This is a genomic window from Streptosporangium lutulentum, assembly GCF_030811455.1.
Taxonomy (GTDB): domain Bacteria; phylum Actinomycetota; class Actinomycetes; order Streptosporangiales; family Streptosporangiaceae; genus Streptosporangium; species Streptosporangium lutulentum.
The window spans coordinates 9,517,756-9,532,180 of the sequence record NZ_JAUSQU010000001.1; the positions used below are offsets into that span (position 1 = coordinate 9,517,756).

At 67.3% G+C, this 14,425-nt stretch carries 14 protein-coding genes; 6 read left to right on the forward strand and 8 right to left on the reverse strand.

Annotated elements, in window-relative coordinates:
* Positions 1 to 3 precede the first annotated feature (3 nt).
* Together J2853_RS42890 and J2853_RS42895 are read left to right on the forward strand one after the other, a co-directional pair.
* Entirely contained in the window at positions 4 to 525 is a 522-nt protein-coding gene (locus tag J2853_RS42890) for an RNA polymerase sigma factor (protein WP_307567419.1), read from the forward strand.
* Positions 522 to 974 (forward strand): hypothetical protein, encoded by a 453-nt coding sequence (locus J2853_RS42895; protein WP_307567420.1) that lies wholly within the window; start codon positions 522 to 524, stop codon positions 972 to 974. The genes J2853_RS42890 and J2853_RS42895 overlap by 4 nt, the downstream gene beginning before the upstream one ends.
* A 12-nt stretch (positions 975 to 986) precedes the next feature.
* On the opposite strand, the gene J2853_RS42900 is transcribed toward J2853_RS42895, so the two are convergent.
* On the reverse strand, positions 987 to 1,343 hold the full coding sequence (locus J2853_RS42900; protein ID WP_307567422.1) for a winged helix-turn-helix transcriptional regulator: 357 nt from the start codon (positions 1,341 to 1,343) through the stop codon (positions 987 to 989).
* Between the two features lie 92 nt (positions 1,344 to 1,435).
* Here J2853_RS42900 and J2853_RS42905 point away from each other — a divergent pair, with 92 nt between their 5' ends.
* Positions 1,436 to 2,563 (forward strand): FAD-dependent oxidoreductase, encoded by a 1,128-nt coding sequence (locus J2853_RS42905; protein ID WP_307567424.1) that lies wholly within the window; start codon positions 1,436 to 1,438, stop codon positions 2,561 to 2,563.
* A 447-nt stretch (positions 2,564 to 3,010) separates the two neighbouring features.
* On the opposite strand, the gene J2853_RS42910 is transcribed toward J2853_RS42905, so the two are convergent.
* The 3 genes from J2853_RS42910 to typA form a co-directional block, all read right to left on the reverse strand.
* The gene (locus J2853_RS42910; RefSeq protein WP_307567426.1) at positions 3,011 to 4,216 is read right to left on the reverse strand and encodes a WD40 repeat domain-containing protein; all 1,206 of its coding nucleotides are present in this window, start codon (positions 4,214 to 4,216) and stop codon (positions 3,011 to 3,013) included.
* A gap of 454 nt (positions 4,217 to 4,670) precedes the next feature.
* The gene (locus tag J2853_RS42915; protein ID WP_307567427.1) at positions 4,671 to 5,276 is read right to left on the reverse strand and encodes a superoxide dismutase family protein; all 606 of its coding nucleotides are present in this window, start codon (positions 5,274 to 5,276) and stop codon (positions 4,671 to 4,673) included.
* Between the two features lie 176 nt (positions 5,277 to 5,452).
* A complete protein-coding gene (gene typA / locus J2853_RS42920; protein WP_307567429.1) occupies positions 5,453 to 7,303 on the reverse strand; it encodes a translational GTPase TypA in 1,851 nt (616 codons plus the stop codon).
* Positions 7,304 to 7,600: 297 nt separating this feature from the next.
* Between typA and J2853_RS42925 the strand changes: the two genes are divergently transcribed.
* Together J2853_RS42925 and J2853_RS42930 are read left to right on the forward strand one after the other, a co-directional pair.
* Positions 7,601 to 8,353 (forward strand): alpha/beta hydrolase, encoded by a 753-nt coding sequence (locus tag J2853_RS42925; RefSeq protein WP_307567431.1) that lies wholly within the window; start codon positions 7,601 to 7,603, stop codon positions 8,351 to 8,353.
* A complete protein-coding gene (locus J2853_RS42930) occupies positions 8,332 to 9,540 on the forward strand; it encodes an acetate/propionate family kinase (protein WP_307567433.1) in 1,209 nt (402 codons plus the stop codon). The genes J2853_RS42925 and J2853_RS42930 overlap by 22 nt, the downstream gene beginning before the upstream one ends.
* 197 nt (positions 9,541 to 9,737) lie before the next feature.
* Here J2853_RS42930 and J2853_RS42935 read toward each other — a convergent pair whose 3' ends face one another.
* Positions 9,738 to 11,171: an aldehyde dehydrogenase gene (locus J2853_RS42935; protein ID WP_307567435.1), complete on the reverse strand. Its 1,434-nt coding sequence runs from the start codon at positions 11,169 to 11,171 to the stop codon at positions 9,738 to 9,740.
* Between the two features lie 373 nt (positions 11,172 to 11,544).
* Here J2853_RS42935 and J2853_RS42940 point away from each other — a divergent pair, with 373 nt between their 5' ends.
* The gene (locus tag J2853_RS42940; protein ID WP_307567437.1) at positions 11,545 to 12,456 is read left to right on the forward strand and encodes a coiled-coil domain-containing protein; all 912 of its coding nucleotides are present in this window, start codon (positions 11,545 to 11,547) and stop codon (positions 12,454 to 12,456) included.
* Positions 12,457 to 12,500: 44 nt separating this feature from the next.
* Here J2853_RS42940 and J2853_RS42945 read toward each other — a convergent pair whose 3' ends face one another.
* The 3 genes from J2853_RS42945 to J2853_RS42955 all read right to left on the reverse strand — a co-directional run bounded on the left by J2853_RS42945 (position 12,501) and on the right by J2853_RS42955 (position 14,382).
* Entirely contained in the window at positions 12,501 to 12,656 is a 156-nt protein-coding gene (locus J2853_RS42945) for a hypothetical protein (RefSeq protein ID WP_307567439.1), read from the reverse strand.
* A gap of 29 nt (positions 12,657 to 12,685) precedes the next feature.
* Positions 12,686 to 13,009 (reverse strand): integrase core domain-containing protein, encoded by a 324-nt coding sequence (locus J2853_RS42950; protein ID WP_307567441.1) that lies wholly within the window; start codon positions 13,007 to 13,009, stop codon positions 12,686 to 12,688.
* A gap of 482 nt (positions 13,010 to 13,491) precedes the next feature.
* On the reverse strand, positions 13,492 to 14,382 hold the full coding sequence (locus J2853_RS42955) for a LysR family transcriptional regulator (protein ID WP_307567442.1): 891 nt from the start codon (positions 14,380 to 14,382) through the stop codon (positions 13,492 to 13,494).
* Between the last annotated feature and the right edge of the window lie 43 nt (positions 14,383 to 14,425).

Sequence of the window (14,425 nt, forward strand, 5' to 3'; positions counted from 1 at the left end):
AGGGTGACTGACGAATTGCTGGTGGTCCGCTGCCAGCTCGGTGAGCGTGAGGCGTTCGCCGAGCTGGTGGGAGTCTGGAACGACCCGGTATGGGCCTACGTGCGGCGAATGATTGGACCCTCGCAGGCCGATGACGTGGCCCAGGAGGTGTGGCTGGCCGTGGTCCGCGGGCTGCCCCGGCTGAGGGAACCGGGCAGGTTCGCCCCGTGGCTGTTCACGATCGCCCGGCGCGCGGTGGCCAACCGGCTGCGTGAGGAGTACGGCAGGCCCGAGGTCCTGGTGGAGGAGGAGCGGGCGAGCGCCGATCCGGCCGACGGCCTCGTGGACCGCGCCGAACTGCTCACCGGGCTGTCGGAGTTGCCGGTCCGCGAGCGGGAGATCCTCGTGCTGTTCCACCTGGAGGATCTCTCCCTGGAGGACTGCGCGGAGGTCTGCGCCATCCCGGTCGGCACGGTCAAGTCACGCCTCTCCCGCGCACGGCGCATGCTGCGCGACCACCTCACCGAGAAGGGACACCCGAGATGAACCCCGACGACCTGATCGGCAAGCTGTCCGGGCCGCTGTCGCTGCGCAGCCGGATCGGCAACGTCGTGGCGCTGCTCGGAGGACTGGGGGGAGCGCTGTTCATCGGCCTGCTGTGGGCCACCGAACCCGCGCTGCCGGGCCGTACGCACCTGGCCTTCGGCGTGCTCGTCGCGCTCGGCCTGGCCTGGGCGGGTTACGGCGTCTGGGCGCTGACCCGCAGGACGCCGCTGTTCGCCCTCGACCGGGTGATCGCCGCCTGGCTGGCGGTGGTCGCGACGGGCCTGCTCACGGCCGGGACGATCGCGGTCGCGGTCGCCCGGGGAACCTGGGTGAGCACGGCGGGCGTCCTCGTCGCCGTGACACTGGCCGTCCTGGCCGTGGTGATCCTCATCAGGGCCCGCGCCGCCCGTGCCGCGCTGCTGCGCCGTAAAGGGGAACTCGGAGGCTGACGCCGGCGGGCTCTAGCTCGATTCCGGCGGCAGGTGCTCCTGTGCCCAGCGGGAGATCTGCTCAAGCGCCGGCATGAGAGCCCGGCCGCTCGCGGTGAGCTCGTAGGAGACCGACACCGGAGGCCCCTCGTCGACGGTGCGGGCGATGAGCCCCGCCTTGGTCAGTTCGGACAGGCGGTCCGAGAGGACCGAGTCGCTGACTCCTCCGGTCGCGCGTGCGAGCTCGCGGAACCCGGCCGGGCCGTTCCCGAGGTTTCCGAGCACGACGCCGCTCCACCGCTTGCCGAGGACGACGAAGGCTCGGGTCAGCGCGGCGTCGCCACGCGCGCAGTCACCCGCGTCGGTGTGCTGGGGGGGCTTCGGGGTCACGACAACGATGCTAGCAGAACCACTGTTGCTTTGATTTTCGAAGTGCCTAGTATTATCGTCGCGACAAGTAGATTGCGAGCGAAGGAAAACCAATGATCGAGAATTCCGGCACGCGCAAGAGCGTCGTGGTCCTGGGTGGCGGATACGGCGGATTCAAGGTCGCCAGAGCGCTCGACGACGTCGCCGACGTGACGCTCGTCGACCCCTCCGACGCGTTCATGCACAACGTCGCGGCATGGCGTGCCCTGGTCGATCCGGAGTGGCTGGACCGGATCTTCATGCCCTACGACCGTCTCCTGACCCACGGACGTTTCCTGCAGGATCGAGCCGTGGAGGTCGACGGCCTGAGGGTCACGCTCGCCTCGGGCCGGCGGCTTGAGCCCGACTACCTGATCCTGGCGACGGGCTCGTCGTATCCGTTCCCCGCCAAGGTCGACGAGCCCGGTGCCGAGACCGCGCGGGCCAGGTTCCGGGAGGCGCACAAGGATCTGCTCGACGCCCGGCGGGTGCTCCTGGTCGGCGCCGGCCCGTCGGGTCTCGAACTCGCCGGCGAGATCAAGGCGTTCTTCCCCGACAAGCACGTGACCATCGCCGACGCCGCGACCGACATCCTGCCCGGCCCGTTCGACCAGGCGCTGCGCGACGAGCTCCGCGGCCAGCTCGACAAGCTCGGCGTCGAACTCAAGCTTGGCAGCCCCCTGAGCGAACTGCCGAGCGCGGCTCCCGCCACCGCCGCCTCGATCGCGATCACCACCGAGGCGGGCGACAAGCTGACCGCCGACATCTGGTACCGCTGCTTCGGCGTCGGGCTCCAGACCGGCTACCTGCGCGGCGCACTCGCCGAGGCCCTCGACGACCGGGGTCACGTCCGCGTCGACGAGTACCTGCGTGTCAGCGGTCAGGACCGTGTCTTCGCGATCGGCGACATCTCCGACGCCGACAGGAACATGGCGGGCATGGCAGGTGCGCAGGCCCAGCTCCTCGCCGCGAACCTCGGCGTGCTGATCGGTGGCGAGGGCGAGCTCACCGGTTACAAGCGGTGGCCGACCGCCATCGTCGTGCCCCTCGGTCCCGAGGGCGGCGCCGGCCAGCTTCCCGGCCACGACGGCATCGTCGGCCCCGAGACGGCCGCCGAGCTCAAGGGCCGCGCCATGCTGGTCGACGCCCAAGCCGCGCTGTTCGACGCCCCCGCCCCCGTGGAGACCGAGACGACCCCGTGACTCCCGTCCTGGCCCGGTTGTCGACGCCCCCGCCCCCGCGGAGACCGATCACATGAGTCCTTCCGCGTAAGGAGAGAGCCCGGAACGAGCTTTTTAATGTCGATTCCAGAAAAGAGCGGCTTGAGGTGGACGAATCGCGGGAGTGTCCTCGTACGGCGCTTCGGGGGAATCATCGCATGGCTCACCGGCGACAACCGAACCATCAAGGCCGCGGCGGACACCAACGGATCACTCGGGTTCATCGAAGCCACCGTCTCACCCGGCGGCGGACCCGTCGCACACGCACGGTAATGAGGACGAGGCGTTCTATCTCCACTCAGAGGAGTTCGAATTCATCAACGGCGATGAAATGATGTGAAGCCTGATTCGGGCGATATGCCCGCGTCGGGGGAATCCGCTTTCACATGGTGAAACGCTTTGAGGGCCGACCAGGCCAGGTGCCGCCGGCTATTCGGACCGGAGGGTCTTGCCCAGGGAGACCCGCTCGCCGGGATTCAGGCCAAGGTCCCGAATGCGGTGTGTTTTTCCCGTTCGGATGTTGACCGCGTAGTAACCGAAAGATTCGAAGGTGTCCGTGGTCTCGGCCTTGACGATGTATTCGTCGTCGTCGAGCCAACCGTAGCCGATGATATGGCTGTCCTCGGACAGGGGTTTCAGGAGGCGCTTGCCGAGCACGCGGCCCGTCCGGGCGTCGTAGGTGACGAGCTGCTCGTCGACATTCTCCTCGCCGTAAGTGTCGGGCACATTCGCCAGCGTCTTCCCGTCCGGAGAAAGATCGCCCTCGCCTCCTGGCCAGGTGGCGAGGGTCTGGCCCCGGTGGTTCACGATCGTCACGATCTTGTCGCGGTCGGGTTCGTCACCTATGGGGTCGGGGCATGCCGACCTCAGCGCGATGGCCTCGGTGTCCTCGCTCAGGCCGAGGACACCGCAGAAGCCTGGCAGCTCCAGCGTCCTTCCGGTGGAGAAGTCGGTGAGGAGCACGCGTGGGCGGTCACCTGTGAACGCCACGGAGAAGAAACGGCCTCGGGGGGAGACCGCGACCCCGTTGAGGTCGTGGAGCCCTTTGACATCCAGCGCCGGAGAGATCTCGAGTATTTTCGCCGAGGGAAGGTCCCACCCGACGAACGCCATGCGCCCCTTGTCGAAATAGGCGACGCGGTGCCCGTCGAGACTTACCTGGAATGGAACGCCACGCTGTTCTCCCTCACCCGTTCTGGTCCTGCTCGCCGCAGCGGTGATGGTTATGTTGTTGGAGCAGTTCGCATTGATTCCACTGTCATCGCAGCTTTCGTATTCAAGGAGCCCGAGCTCCTGCCGGTCTTTTCCCTTCTTGTATTCGACGCGCATCGTCCAGTCGCTACATGTGACGATGCTGGAATCGAGCTCTTCCTGCCTGGGAGGGTTCTCGCAGCCGGATTCGTCGGATAAAAACGCGTACTGGACGGGTGGATCAAGCCGTTCTGGTTTCCACGCCGACGCCCGCTCCGGTTCACTGCCGCGAGTCGCATAGGCGTTGACGGCGAGCAGCGCGACGAGGAGAGCGGTGGCGGCGCCGATATACCGGACGAGGCTTCTCCTGGGTGAAGAACGGCGACTCCTTAAAGAGCGGATCGGTGAGAGAGGATCGTTCGGAGGCGTGTCGTTTGCCTCCACGGATTCAGCCAAGATCGCCCCGTCTCATGCGACTGGATGTCGATGATCACTGTAAACACAGGCGATCGCTTTTGTGCAACGAATTCCCTTATGCATTTCCGGGGGTTTCGGTGGAGCGTTCCGGGCGCCCCCCTCATTGAGGTCCCTGCTTCCGGTGCGCCTGGGGAAGGCTTCCCGGCCCTGATGCCTCGGCCGCGCGTGCGTCGTGGAGGCGATGAGAAACGCACCGGCCCGGGGCGGCCACGTGGCGCGATCGCCGCCTTCGTGTTCCGGCACCCCGATCACCCGGGGCACGACCGTCGGGACATCCGGCGGCGGAAGCGGCTGCCGGCCGAGGCGTTCAGCGGCCGGTCATGGCGGATACCCGAGCTTCTCGCACGGTGAAGGCCGCTCCTGGCCTCTCCTTCGGCTCGGTGAGCCAGATCAGGATGCCCCGGTGGTCGCAGGGACGTCCCTAGCGCTTAATGATCACGCCGCAGGCGATGCGGCCGCCGGAGTCACCGGTCTTGAGGGTGGTGGCGTCGGGGCCCTCGGCGCCCTGGTGGCTGTAGTGGTCGGGGATGTTGGCCTGGTTGTCCGGCAGGGCGTGGGCGATGACGGCGCTGCCGTCCTTGTCCAGGAGCTGGTCCACCGAGAAGCGGTCGGTCACCATGAAGGTGCTGCCCGTGCCGTCCTGGCCGACGAGGAGGTCGGGCAGGTCGCCGGAGTGGTCGGGGTGATCGCCCGGCTGGAGGGTGAAGTGGCTGCCCGCGCTGAAGAACGGGCTGCCGGTGGCCGGATCCTTCGACGCCGGGTCGCAGACGCCCACGGCGTGGACGTGGAAGCCGTGGTAACCGGGCGGCAGGCCCTTGGCCATGACGGCGAGCTTGGTCTTGCCCCCGCCCGCGTCGGCCACGACCATCACACCGACGTTCTTGCCGTTGACGTCCTTGATGTCGGCGTGAGCCGCCGGGACGGGCGCGCCGGACGGGCTCGGCGACGACGCCGCGGAGACCGGGCCCGCTGTGACCATCCCCATACCGAGTGCGGAGACCAGTGCCAGTTGGATCTTGTGATGCATGAGAACCCCCGAACGACAGTCGAGCTCCTCTGCGGTCTGGAGAAGCCCGTCCAGGTCTTCTACCTCAGAAGATACCGGGCGGCCCCGTAGCCACGCCGTGGCGACCACCACCGAACCGGACGACAGAAGGCGCCGGACCCTCGCGGGGTCCGGCGCCTTCTCGTACGGCGGGCGGGTTACGCGCGCTTGGCGCGGGCGGCGGAACGGCCGCGGGCGTTGGCGTCCAGGACGACCTTGCGGATGCGCACGGTCTCCGGGGTGATCTCCACGCACTCGTCCTCGCGGATGAACTCCAGAGCCTGCTCCAGCGAGAGCTGACGCGGCGGGATCAGGGTCTCCGTCGTGTCGCTGGTGGAGGAGCGCATGTTGGTGAGCTTCTTCTCCTTGGTGATGTTCACGTCCATGTCGTCGGCGCGTGAGTTCTCACCGATGATCATGCCCTCGTAGACCTCGGTCGTCGGAGTGACGAACAGGACGCCGCGCTCCTGCAGGTTCAGCATGGCGAACGCGGTCACCGGGCCGGACCGGTCGGCCACCAGTGAGCCGTTGTTGCGGGTGCGCAGCTCGCCGAACCACGGCTCGTAGCCCTCGAACACGTGGTTCACGATGCCGGTGCCGCGGGTCTCGGTGAGGAACTCGGTCCGGAAGCCGATCAGACCGCGGGCCGGGACCACGAACTCCATCCGGATCCAGCCGGTACCGTGGTTGGTCATGTGCTCCATGCGGCCCTTGCGGACCGCCAGGAGCTGGGTGATCGCCCCGAGGTACTCCTCCGGGCAGTCGATGGTCACGCGCTCGACCGGCTCGTGGAGCTTGCCGTCGACGGTCTTGGTGACCACCTGCGGCTTGCCGACGGTCAGCTCGTAGCCCTCGCGGCGCATCTGCTCGACCAGGATGGCCAGCGCCAGCTCACCACGACCCTGCACCTCCCAGGCGTCGGGACGCTCGGTCGGCAGGACGCGCAGCGACACGTTGCCGATGAGCTCCTTGTCGAGGCGATCCTTGACCATGCGGGCGGTGACCTTGGAACCCTTGACCCGGCCGACCATCGGCGAGGTGTTGGTGCCGATGGTCATGGAGATCGCGGGCTCGTCGACCGTGATCAGCGGCAGCGGGCGCGGGTCGTCGGGGTCGGCCAGCGTCTCACCGATCATGATGTCCGGGATGCCGGCGATCGCGATGATGTCGCCGGGGCCCGCCTCCTCGGCGGGCTTGCGCTCCAGCGCGTCGGTCATCAGCAGCTCGGTGATCTTCACCTTCTGGATGGTGCCGTCGGTGCGGCACCAGGCGACCTGCTGGCCCTTCTTGATGGTGCCCTGGTGGACGCGGCAGAGCGCGATCCGGCCCAGGTAGGACGAGGCGTCCAGGTTGGTGACGTGCGCCTGCAGCGGGGCGGTGGGGTCGTAGGTCGGGGCCGGGATCGTGTTCTTGATGACCTCGAACAGCGGCTCGAGGTCCTCGGAGTCCGGCATGCCGGCGTCCTCGGGACGGTTCAGCGAGGCGCGACCGGCCTTGGCCGAGGCGTAGACGATCGGGAAGTCGATCTGCTCCTCGGTGGCGTCGAGATCCATGAAGAGCTCGTAGACCTCGTCCACGACCTCCTTGATCCGGGAGTCGGGGCGGTCGACCTTGTTGATGCACAGGATGACCGGCATCTTCGCGGCGAACGCCTTGCGCAGCACGAACCGGGTCTGCGGCAGCGGACCCTCGGAGGCGTCCACCAGCAGCACGACGCCGTCCACCATCGACAGACCCCGCTCGACCTCGCCGCCGAAGTCGGCGTGACCGGGCGTGTCGATGATGTTGAGGGTCATACCGCCGTGTTTGACGGCCGTGTTCTTCGCGAGAATGGTGATGCCCTTCTCGCGCTCAAGGTCGTTGGAGTCCATGACGCGGTCGTCCACGTCCTGGTTGACGCGGAAGGCACCGGACTGCCAGAGCATGGCATCCACGAGAGTGGTCTTGCCGTGGTCGACGTGCGCGATGATCGCGATGTTCCGCAGGTCGTCGCGGCTGTTCAAAGGCATGATGGAGTCTCACTCTGTGATCGTGGAGGCTGGCCGCGGACCGTGCGGCCTTCCCATTTTAGTTGATCCGGCCAATCACTCTCACGTCTCTGCCATATGGAGTGCGCTAATTCACCCTTTGGACACCCTTTCGCCGTACGGATCGGAGCAGTTCTCCTGTAGGCGGAACTGGCATGATCCGCCTACTTGATCCGGTACGAGAATCTCCGTGAACTCCCGCCCAGGTCGCGTTCGCGATCTCCGTGACGGGCATGTCCGGTCGTGCCCGGACGTGGGGCGTTCCCTAAGCTCGAAACCATGCCTCTCGCGCCATCGTTCTCCGTGATGTTCAGGACCCGGGACAACGTGCGGATCGACGCCGCGCACACCCCGTCGCGCGGAGCGGATGACCTCGGGATCGTTCTGGCCCACGGTTTCACCGGATCGCTCAGGGAACGCTCCACGCGAAGGATCGCCCACGTGCTCAGCGGATTCGGCGGGGTGATCTCGTTCGACTTCCGGGGGCACGGCCGTTCCGGCGGCGAGTCGACCGTGGGAGACCTGGAGATCCTCGACATGGACGCGGCGGTACGGCACGCGCGGACGATCGGTTACGCCAGGGTCGCGGTCGTCGGGTTCTCGATGGGCGGGGCGGTGGCCGTACGGCACGCGGGGGTGCTGGGCGGGGTGGACGCGGTGACGGCGGTGAGCGCGCCCGCGCGGTGGTACTACCGGGGGACCCGGCCGATGAGGCAGGTGCACTGGGCGATCGAGCGGCCGCTGGGGCGGTGGGCCGCGAGGGTGGGGAAGCGGACGAGGATCATGAAGGGCGTGTGGGATCCGTTGCCGCTGGCCCCGTACGAAGCCGCCGCGAAGATCTCGCCGACGCCGCTGCTGGTCGTGCACGGTGACGCGGACGCCTTCTTCCCCCTCGATCACCCCCACCAGATCTACGAGGCCGCCCGGGAACCCAAGGAACTGTGGATCGAACCCGGGTACGGCCACGCGGAGTCGGCCGCCACGCCCGAGTTGATCCGCAGGATCGGGGAATGGACCAGCACCAGGTCCTGATCTTTCGAGGCGGGGACGAATCCGGTGCGGCACCGGGCAAGGGGGACATCGTGGGTCGCGTACTGGTGCTCAACGCCGGGTCCTCCTCGGTGAAATACCAGATTCGGTCCGGTGCCGAACGGCTGGCGTCGGGGACGGTGGAGCGGATCGGCGAGCCCGGATCGCCGGCGGCCGACCACGAGGCGGCCCTGGGGATCGTCGCGGGCGAGCTCGCGGAGCGGGACCTGGGGTTCGACTCCCCGGAGCTCACCGCGATCGGGCACCGGGTGGTGCACGGCGGCACGGTCTTCACCGAGCCGACACCGATCACCGACGAGGTGGTCAGGGGGATCGAGGCGCTCATCCCGCTCGCCCCCCTGCACAACCCGGCCAACCTGGCGTGCATCGAGGTCACCCGGAGGCTCCGTCCCGATCTGCCGCAGGTCGCCGTCTTCGACACCGCCTTCCACGCCACGATCCCCCCTGCCGCCTCGACCTACGCGATCGACCGTGAGACCGCCGTACGGCTGGGCATCCGCCGCTACGGCTTCCACGGCACCTCACACGCCTACGTCTCCCGCAAGGCGGCCCTCCTCGCCGCCGGGTCCCCGGCCAACGTGATCGTGCTGCACCTCGGCAACGGGGCCAGTGCCTCGGCGGTGTCGGCCGGGCGCTGCGTGGACACCTCGATGGGCATGACACCGCTGGAAGGTCTCGTCATGGGGACCCGCAGCGGCGACCTGGACCCAGAGGTGATCTTCCACCTGAGCCGGCGGGAAGGACTGTCCATCGACGAGATCGACAGGCTGCTCAACCGGCGCAGCGGCATGCTCGGCCTCTGCGGGGACAACGACATGCGCGCGGTGCAGGAGCGGGTGGCCGACGGAGATCCGGACGCGGAGCTGGCCCTGTCGGTCTACTGCCACCGGCTGCGCAAGTACATCGGCGCCTATTACGCCGTGCTCGGCGCGGTGGACGTCATCGCCTTCACCGGGGGCGTGGGGGAGAACTCGGCGCCGGTCAGGGAGAGGGCGCTGACCGGCCTGAGCGCGCTCGGCATCGCCGTGGACCCCGTACGCAACGGGCGCGGCGAGTCGCTGATCTCGCCCGACGGCGCGCTCGTGAAGGTCGCGGTGATCCCCACGGACGAGGAGTTCGAGATCGCCGAGCAAACTCTTGGCGTCGTGGAGCGAACCAATCTCGAATAAAGCACGTCTACTTACAGCGGATGGATGAAATCCGCCAGGAGAAGTCCGTGGGACACGAATTACTACTTAGTGGTGGTCGTGGGACATACTTCATGTAGTTGAGCGGTAGCCCAGCGTCGCGGGGGCGTGCTGGGCCGTCCATCGGCAGGTGTGCTTGTACGGCTCACACGTGTGAGCCGTACAAGCACACTCAGGTCTCAGCCCAGGCGGGCGATCGACTTGTACTCCAGGTAGGCCGAGAGTCCCTCGGGGCCGAGCTCGCGGCCGAGGCCGCTGCTCTTGAACCCGCCGAAGGGCGAGCTGGTCTCGATCATGAAGAGGTTGACGCCGTAGGTGCCGGCGCGCACCTGGCGGGCCACGTCCATGCCGTGCTCGGTGTCGGCGGTCCACACCGTGCCGGCCAGGCCGTAGTCGCTGTCGTTGGCGATCCTGATCGCGTCGGCCTCGTCCGTGTAGGGGATCACGGTCAGGACCGGACCGAAGATCTCCTCGCGGGCGATGCGCATCTCGTTGGTGGCTCCGGCGAAGACGGTCGGGGCCACGTACCAGCCGCGCTTGTGGGGACGGTCCAGGCCGCCGACGACCGGCTTGGCGCCCTCGTCGATGCCGATCCTGATGTAGTCCTCGACCCGTTGCTGCTGCCGCTGGGCGACCAGCGGGCCGATGCCGGTGGCGGGGTCGGAGGGGTCGCCGACCGGCATGGCGCTGACCATCGCGGAGACCGCGTCGACGACCTCGTCGTAGCGGTTGCGCGAAGCCAGGATGCGGGTCTGGGCGATACAGGCCTGACCGTTGTTCATCATCGAGGCGACCGACAGGAATCCCATCGCGGAGGGCAGGTCGCAGTCGTCCAGGATGATCGCGGCGGACTTGCCGCCGAGTTCCAGGGTGCACCGCTTGAGCTGCTCGCCGCAGATGGCGGCGATGCGGCGGCCGGCCGCGGTGGAGCCGGTGAAGGCGACCTTGTCCACGCCGGGGTGGGAGACGAGGTGCTCGCCGGCCTCGCGCCCGGCGGCGACGATGTTGACGACGCCGTCGGGGATGCCCGCCTCCTTGACCATCTCGGCCAGCAGGTAGGAGTCGAGCGGGGTCTCGGGCGCGGGCTTCACGACGATCGTGCAGCCCGCGACGAGGGCGGGGGCCAGTTTGATCATGATGACGAACTGCGGGACGTTCCACGGGACCACGGCGGCGACCACGCCGACCGGCTCGCGGCGGACGACCACCGGCCCGAAGATGCCGGGGCGCTCCTCCTCGACGGGGAACGTCTTGCCGAGTTCGGCGTAGTACTGCAACATGCCGAGCGGCTGCGGGGCCTGTGCCATCTGGGAGAAAGTGATCGGGGAGCCCATCTCCAGCGTGATGAGCTCGGCCATCTCCACCTGGCGGCTCGCGTAGATCTCGGCGAGCCTGCCGACGACGGCGGCGCGCTCGGCCATCGTCATCCGGGGCCACGGGCCGTGGTCGAACGCCTGGCGGGCGGCGGCCACCGCGCGATCCATGTCAGCGGGGGTCCCGTCGGGAACGCGGCCGATGACTTCCTCGGTGTGGGGTGAGATGACGTCGATGGTCCCGGTGCCCGCGGGAGCCACCCAGTCGCCCCCGATGAACAGCGTGTCGTGCTGGAGCATGATGTGTTGCCTCCTGGTGGGCGGGCCAGAGTCAAACTTGAGCGAATGCTTGCTTGGACAAGTGTCATCCGCGAGGAAGGGCGCCACAAGCCCCGCCGTTGGTTGAGACCGAATCATGTTCTGTCATCGATGGCAAGGGCCGGGGCGCCGGGCGGACGTGTGCTCCCCGGTGCTCAGGTGACCCGAGGGGTCGGTGTGCAAAGATTGCCTCTGGTTGCCCCGGTGACATGCCAGGCTGTATCTATTTAAACCACCCCAAAGTGGTAAATAGTTCGTCAATAGTGCATGAGTTCCACCATTCCGGTGGCAAGCCTCAAGATCGTCTTCTATAGTTTCGCTCCGTTCGTGAGGGGGCTCTGGAGGTGAGCGAAGCGTGAGATCGAGTCGCTCAGCCACGCTGGGTGCCGTGCTCGCCCTGCTGCTTCTGACCCCGGTCATGGCCGGGGCCACCGCGCAGCGCGTCGCCAAACCCAACCCCGAGGCCGAGCTCAAGAAGCTGACCGGCGAGGCCGCCCAGCTCAACAAGGACTACCGGGGTCAGGTGCAGAGCCTGGAGGAGACCCGGGTCCAGGCGGGCAAGGCCACCGCCAGCGCGAAGAGCCTCAAGAGAGCCCTGGCGAGCGCCGAGGCCGACATCGCGCGCTTCGCCCAGACCACCTACATGGGCGGCGTGCTGGACGACGGCAGCCTGATGAGCTTCGACGGCGACGCCAACCTCGTCCTCGGCCAGGCGGCCACCATGTCCTACCTCGCCAGCCAGCGCGCCACCCAGCTCAACCGGATCAAGGAACTGATCAAGGATGCCAAGGCCGCCGAGAAGGCGGCCGACTCCAAGATCGCAAAGCTCAAGAAAGACATCACCGATCTCAAGAACCAGCGGGTCAGGATCGAGAGGCTCCTGGCCAAGTACGGCTTCCAGACCCCCTCGGGCAGCGACGGCCTGACCGCCCGAACGGTCACCATGCGCAACACGGTGCTCCAGAACTTCCCGATGCCCTACGGCTACGGCTGCCTGCGCCCGGGCGACCCCGGCGACCACGGCACCGGCCGGGCCTGCGACTTCATGATGAGCAGCGGCGGCAGCCTCCCGACCCAGGACGCCTTGGAGCGCGGGAACCGCCTGGCCCAGTGGGCGATCACCAACGGCAACCGCTTCGGGGTCATGTACATCATCTGGCAGCAGAAGTACTACGACGTCCGTACCGGCGCGGGGTGGAAGCTGATGTCCAACCGGGGCGGCAACACCGCCAACCACATGGACCACGTCCACATCTCGATGTTCTGAGCTGCCGGGCTTCTGACCTGCGGTGATTTCGTTTGGTGGGGCCCTCAGGGCACATCCGGGGCATGTTGGCCCTTCGCCCGCGCGTCCTCGACGACCTGTCTCATGCGGTCCTCTCTGGAGGGCATCAGGTGCGTGTAGGTCCGCAGGGTGAACCCGGGGTCCGCGTGCCCGAGGAAGTCGGCCACGGCCTTGATGGACACTGCGGGTGCCGATTAATCATCCGGGCAGTTCAAGCCGCATGTTGGTACTCCCGGAGGACGCCGCTGAGTCGATCATGTTGGCGGATGTCGAGGCGGGTGTTCCCGGCTGGGACGGTGCTGGGATCGGGAAGCGATCGGAGCGGAGCGGCCTGTCCGAGAGTTCGGTGTGGCCGGTGTTCGTCGTAGGACGTCTCGAACTCGCGCAGCGCGTGTAGAAGGTGGTGCTGGTTCCAGATCAGGGTGCGGTCCAACAGCTCGCGTCGACAGGTCTGGATCCAACGTTCCATGATCGAGTTCATCCGGGGTATTCGGATACCGGTCTTGATGGCCTGTATGTCGGCATCGGCCAGCACGGCGTCGAAGGCCGCGGTGAACGTGGAGTCGCGGTCGCGGATGAGGAACCTGGCCTGGCTGCCTGCCGCCGGAGCTTGTCCATTGGCAGATGGTGGAGCAGCCCTGAGAGTAGAAACCGGTCATCGGGCGTGAACACGGGCTTGGTCACCTGCCGCTGCAAGACCATCAACTGATGCCGTAGCGCCAGGAGCTCAAGCTCCTTGTCACGCTCGCTCAACGGCAGCAGCCGCATGAATGAGAACGTGTTCGTCACAGCGAGGTAGGCCAAACGTAGCAGCGCGATAGATCATCATGCCGTTCTGGCGCAACCCTCGCGACTCCCACGACGGAGCACGTGATCACCTGTGGGCACTACGACCTGCACGGATGAATTTTCGGCACCCGCAGGGTTGTTCAGCCAAGTCGGCGACGTCAGCCATGTTGGGTGTGGTGCCGCAGGCGCGTTCTCGCGGGCAATTGACGATTTGTGCCGGGCCGTTGCTCAGCCGTGGGCGGGGCCGAGGTCGTGGATCGTCTGGGCGAGTGCTCGGATCAGGTCGGTTTCGGCCTCGGTCTGCCATATCAGGGCGTAGGTCAGGCGTGGCATGTCCGGCATGGGTAGCCACTGCAGGTGCGCCATCGCCCAATATCGGGTGACGTGGGCGGGGAAGTTGTGGACGATCTCGCCGGTGCTGACCAGGTTGATCAGCTCGTCGGGGTTGGTGATGGGTTCGATCCGTTCGATGGTCTGGCCACGCGGGGTGTGGAAGGGGAGGTAGCTGTTCTCCCAGTAGTCCGGCATGTGGGGGACGGCGGCGTGTGGAAAGCCGCCGAGCGCTTCCAGGGGTACGGAGGACCGGCCGGCCAATTCGTGCTCGGCGGAGACGGCGAGGACTCGTGGGTCGGTGAACAGGATCGGGCCCACGGTGAGATCGGGTTCTTCCACGGGTAGCCAGGCGATCAGTACGTCCATGTCGCCGTTGCGGAGCCCGGCGAACGGGTCGATGAAGGGGGTGCGGCGCAACTGCAGTTCCCATTGCGGGTGCCGGTCGCGGAATGCCCGCCAGTAGGGATGCAGGTCGTGGACGTTGAAGGGCAGCATGCCCACCCGCAGCCGCGCGTTGATGCCGCGGGATGCCATCCGGGCGCGTTCGAGGCTTTCGTGTAGGCCCGCGTAAACCGGGAGCAGGTCGTCGCGCAACTGTCGGCCGACCGGGGTCAGGCGGACCTGGCGGCGGTTGGAGCGGTCGAACAGCGAGGTCCCGATGCGGCGTTCCTGCTGGCTGATCGCCTGGCTGACCCGCGCCTGGGACACGTGGAGCCGGGCGGCCGTTCGGCCGAAGTGCAGCTCCTCGGCCAGGGTCAGAAAGATCTCGATGTCCCTAAGTTCCATGTTCTTCCTAGTCGCGTTATAAGCGCCAAGTTATCGGATCGCT

Bases quoted from the DNA above. Each gene is read 5' to 3' on its own strand.
- J2853_RS42895 (WP_307567420.1), top strand. From the start codon at position 522: ATGAACCCCGACGACCTGATCGGCAAGCTGTCCGGGCCGCTGTCGCTG.
- J2853_RS42905 (WP_307567424.1), top strand. From the start codon at position 1,436: ATGATCGAGAATTCCGGCACGCGCAAGAGCGTCGTGGTCCTGGGTGGC.
- J2853_RS42915 (WP_307567427.1), bottom strand. From the start codon at position 5,276: ATGCATCACAAGATCCAACTGGCACTGGTCTCCGCACTCGGTATGGGG.
- typA (WP_307567429.1), bottom strand. From the start codon at position 7,303: ATGCCTTTGAACAGCCGCGACGACCTGCGGAACATCGCGATCATCGCG.
- J2853_RS42925 (WP_307567431.1), top strand. From the start codon at position 7,601: ATGCCTCTCGCGCCATCGTTCTCCGTGATGTTCAGGACCCGGGACAAC.
- J2853_RS42930 (WP_307567433.1), top strand. From the start codon at position 8,332: ATGGACCAGCACCAGGTCCTGATCTTTCGAGGCGGGGACGAATCCGGT.
- J2853_RS42935 (WP_307567435.1), bottom strand. From the start codon at position 11,171: ATGCTCCAGCACGACACGCTGTTCATCGGGGGCGACTGGGTGGCTCCC.
- J2853_RS42955 (WP_307567442.1), bottom strand. From the start codon at position 14,382: ATGGAACTTAGGGACATCGAGATCTTTCTGACCCTGGCCGAGGAGCTG.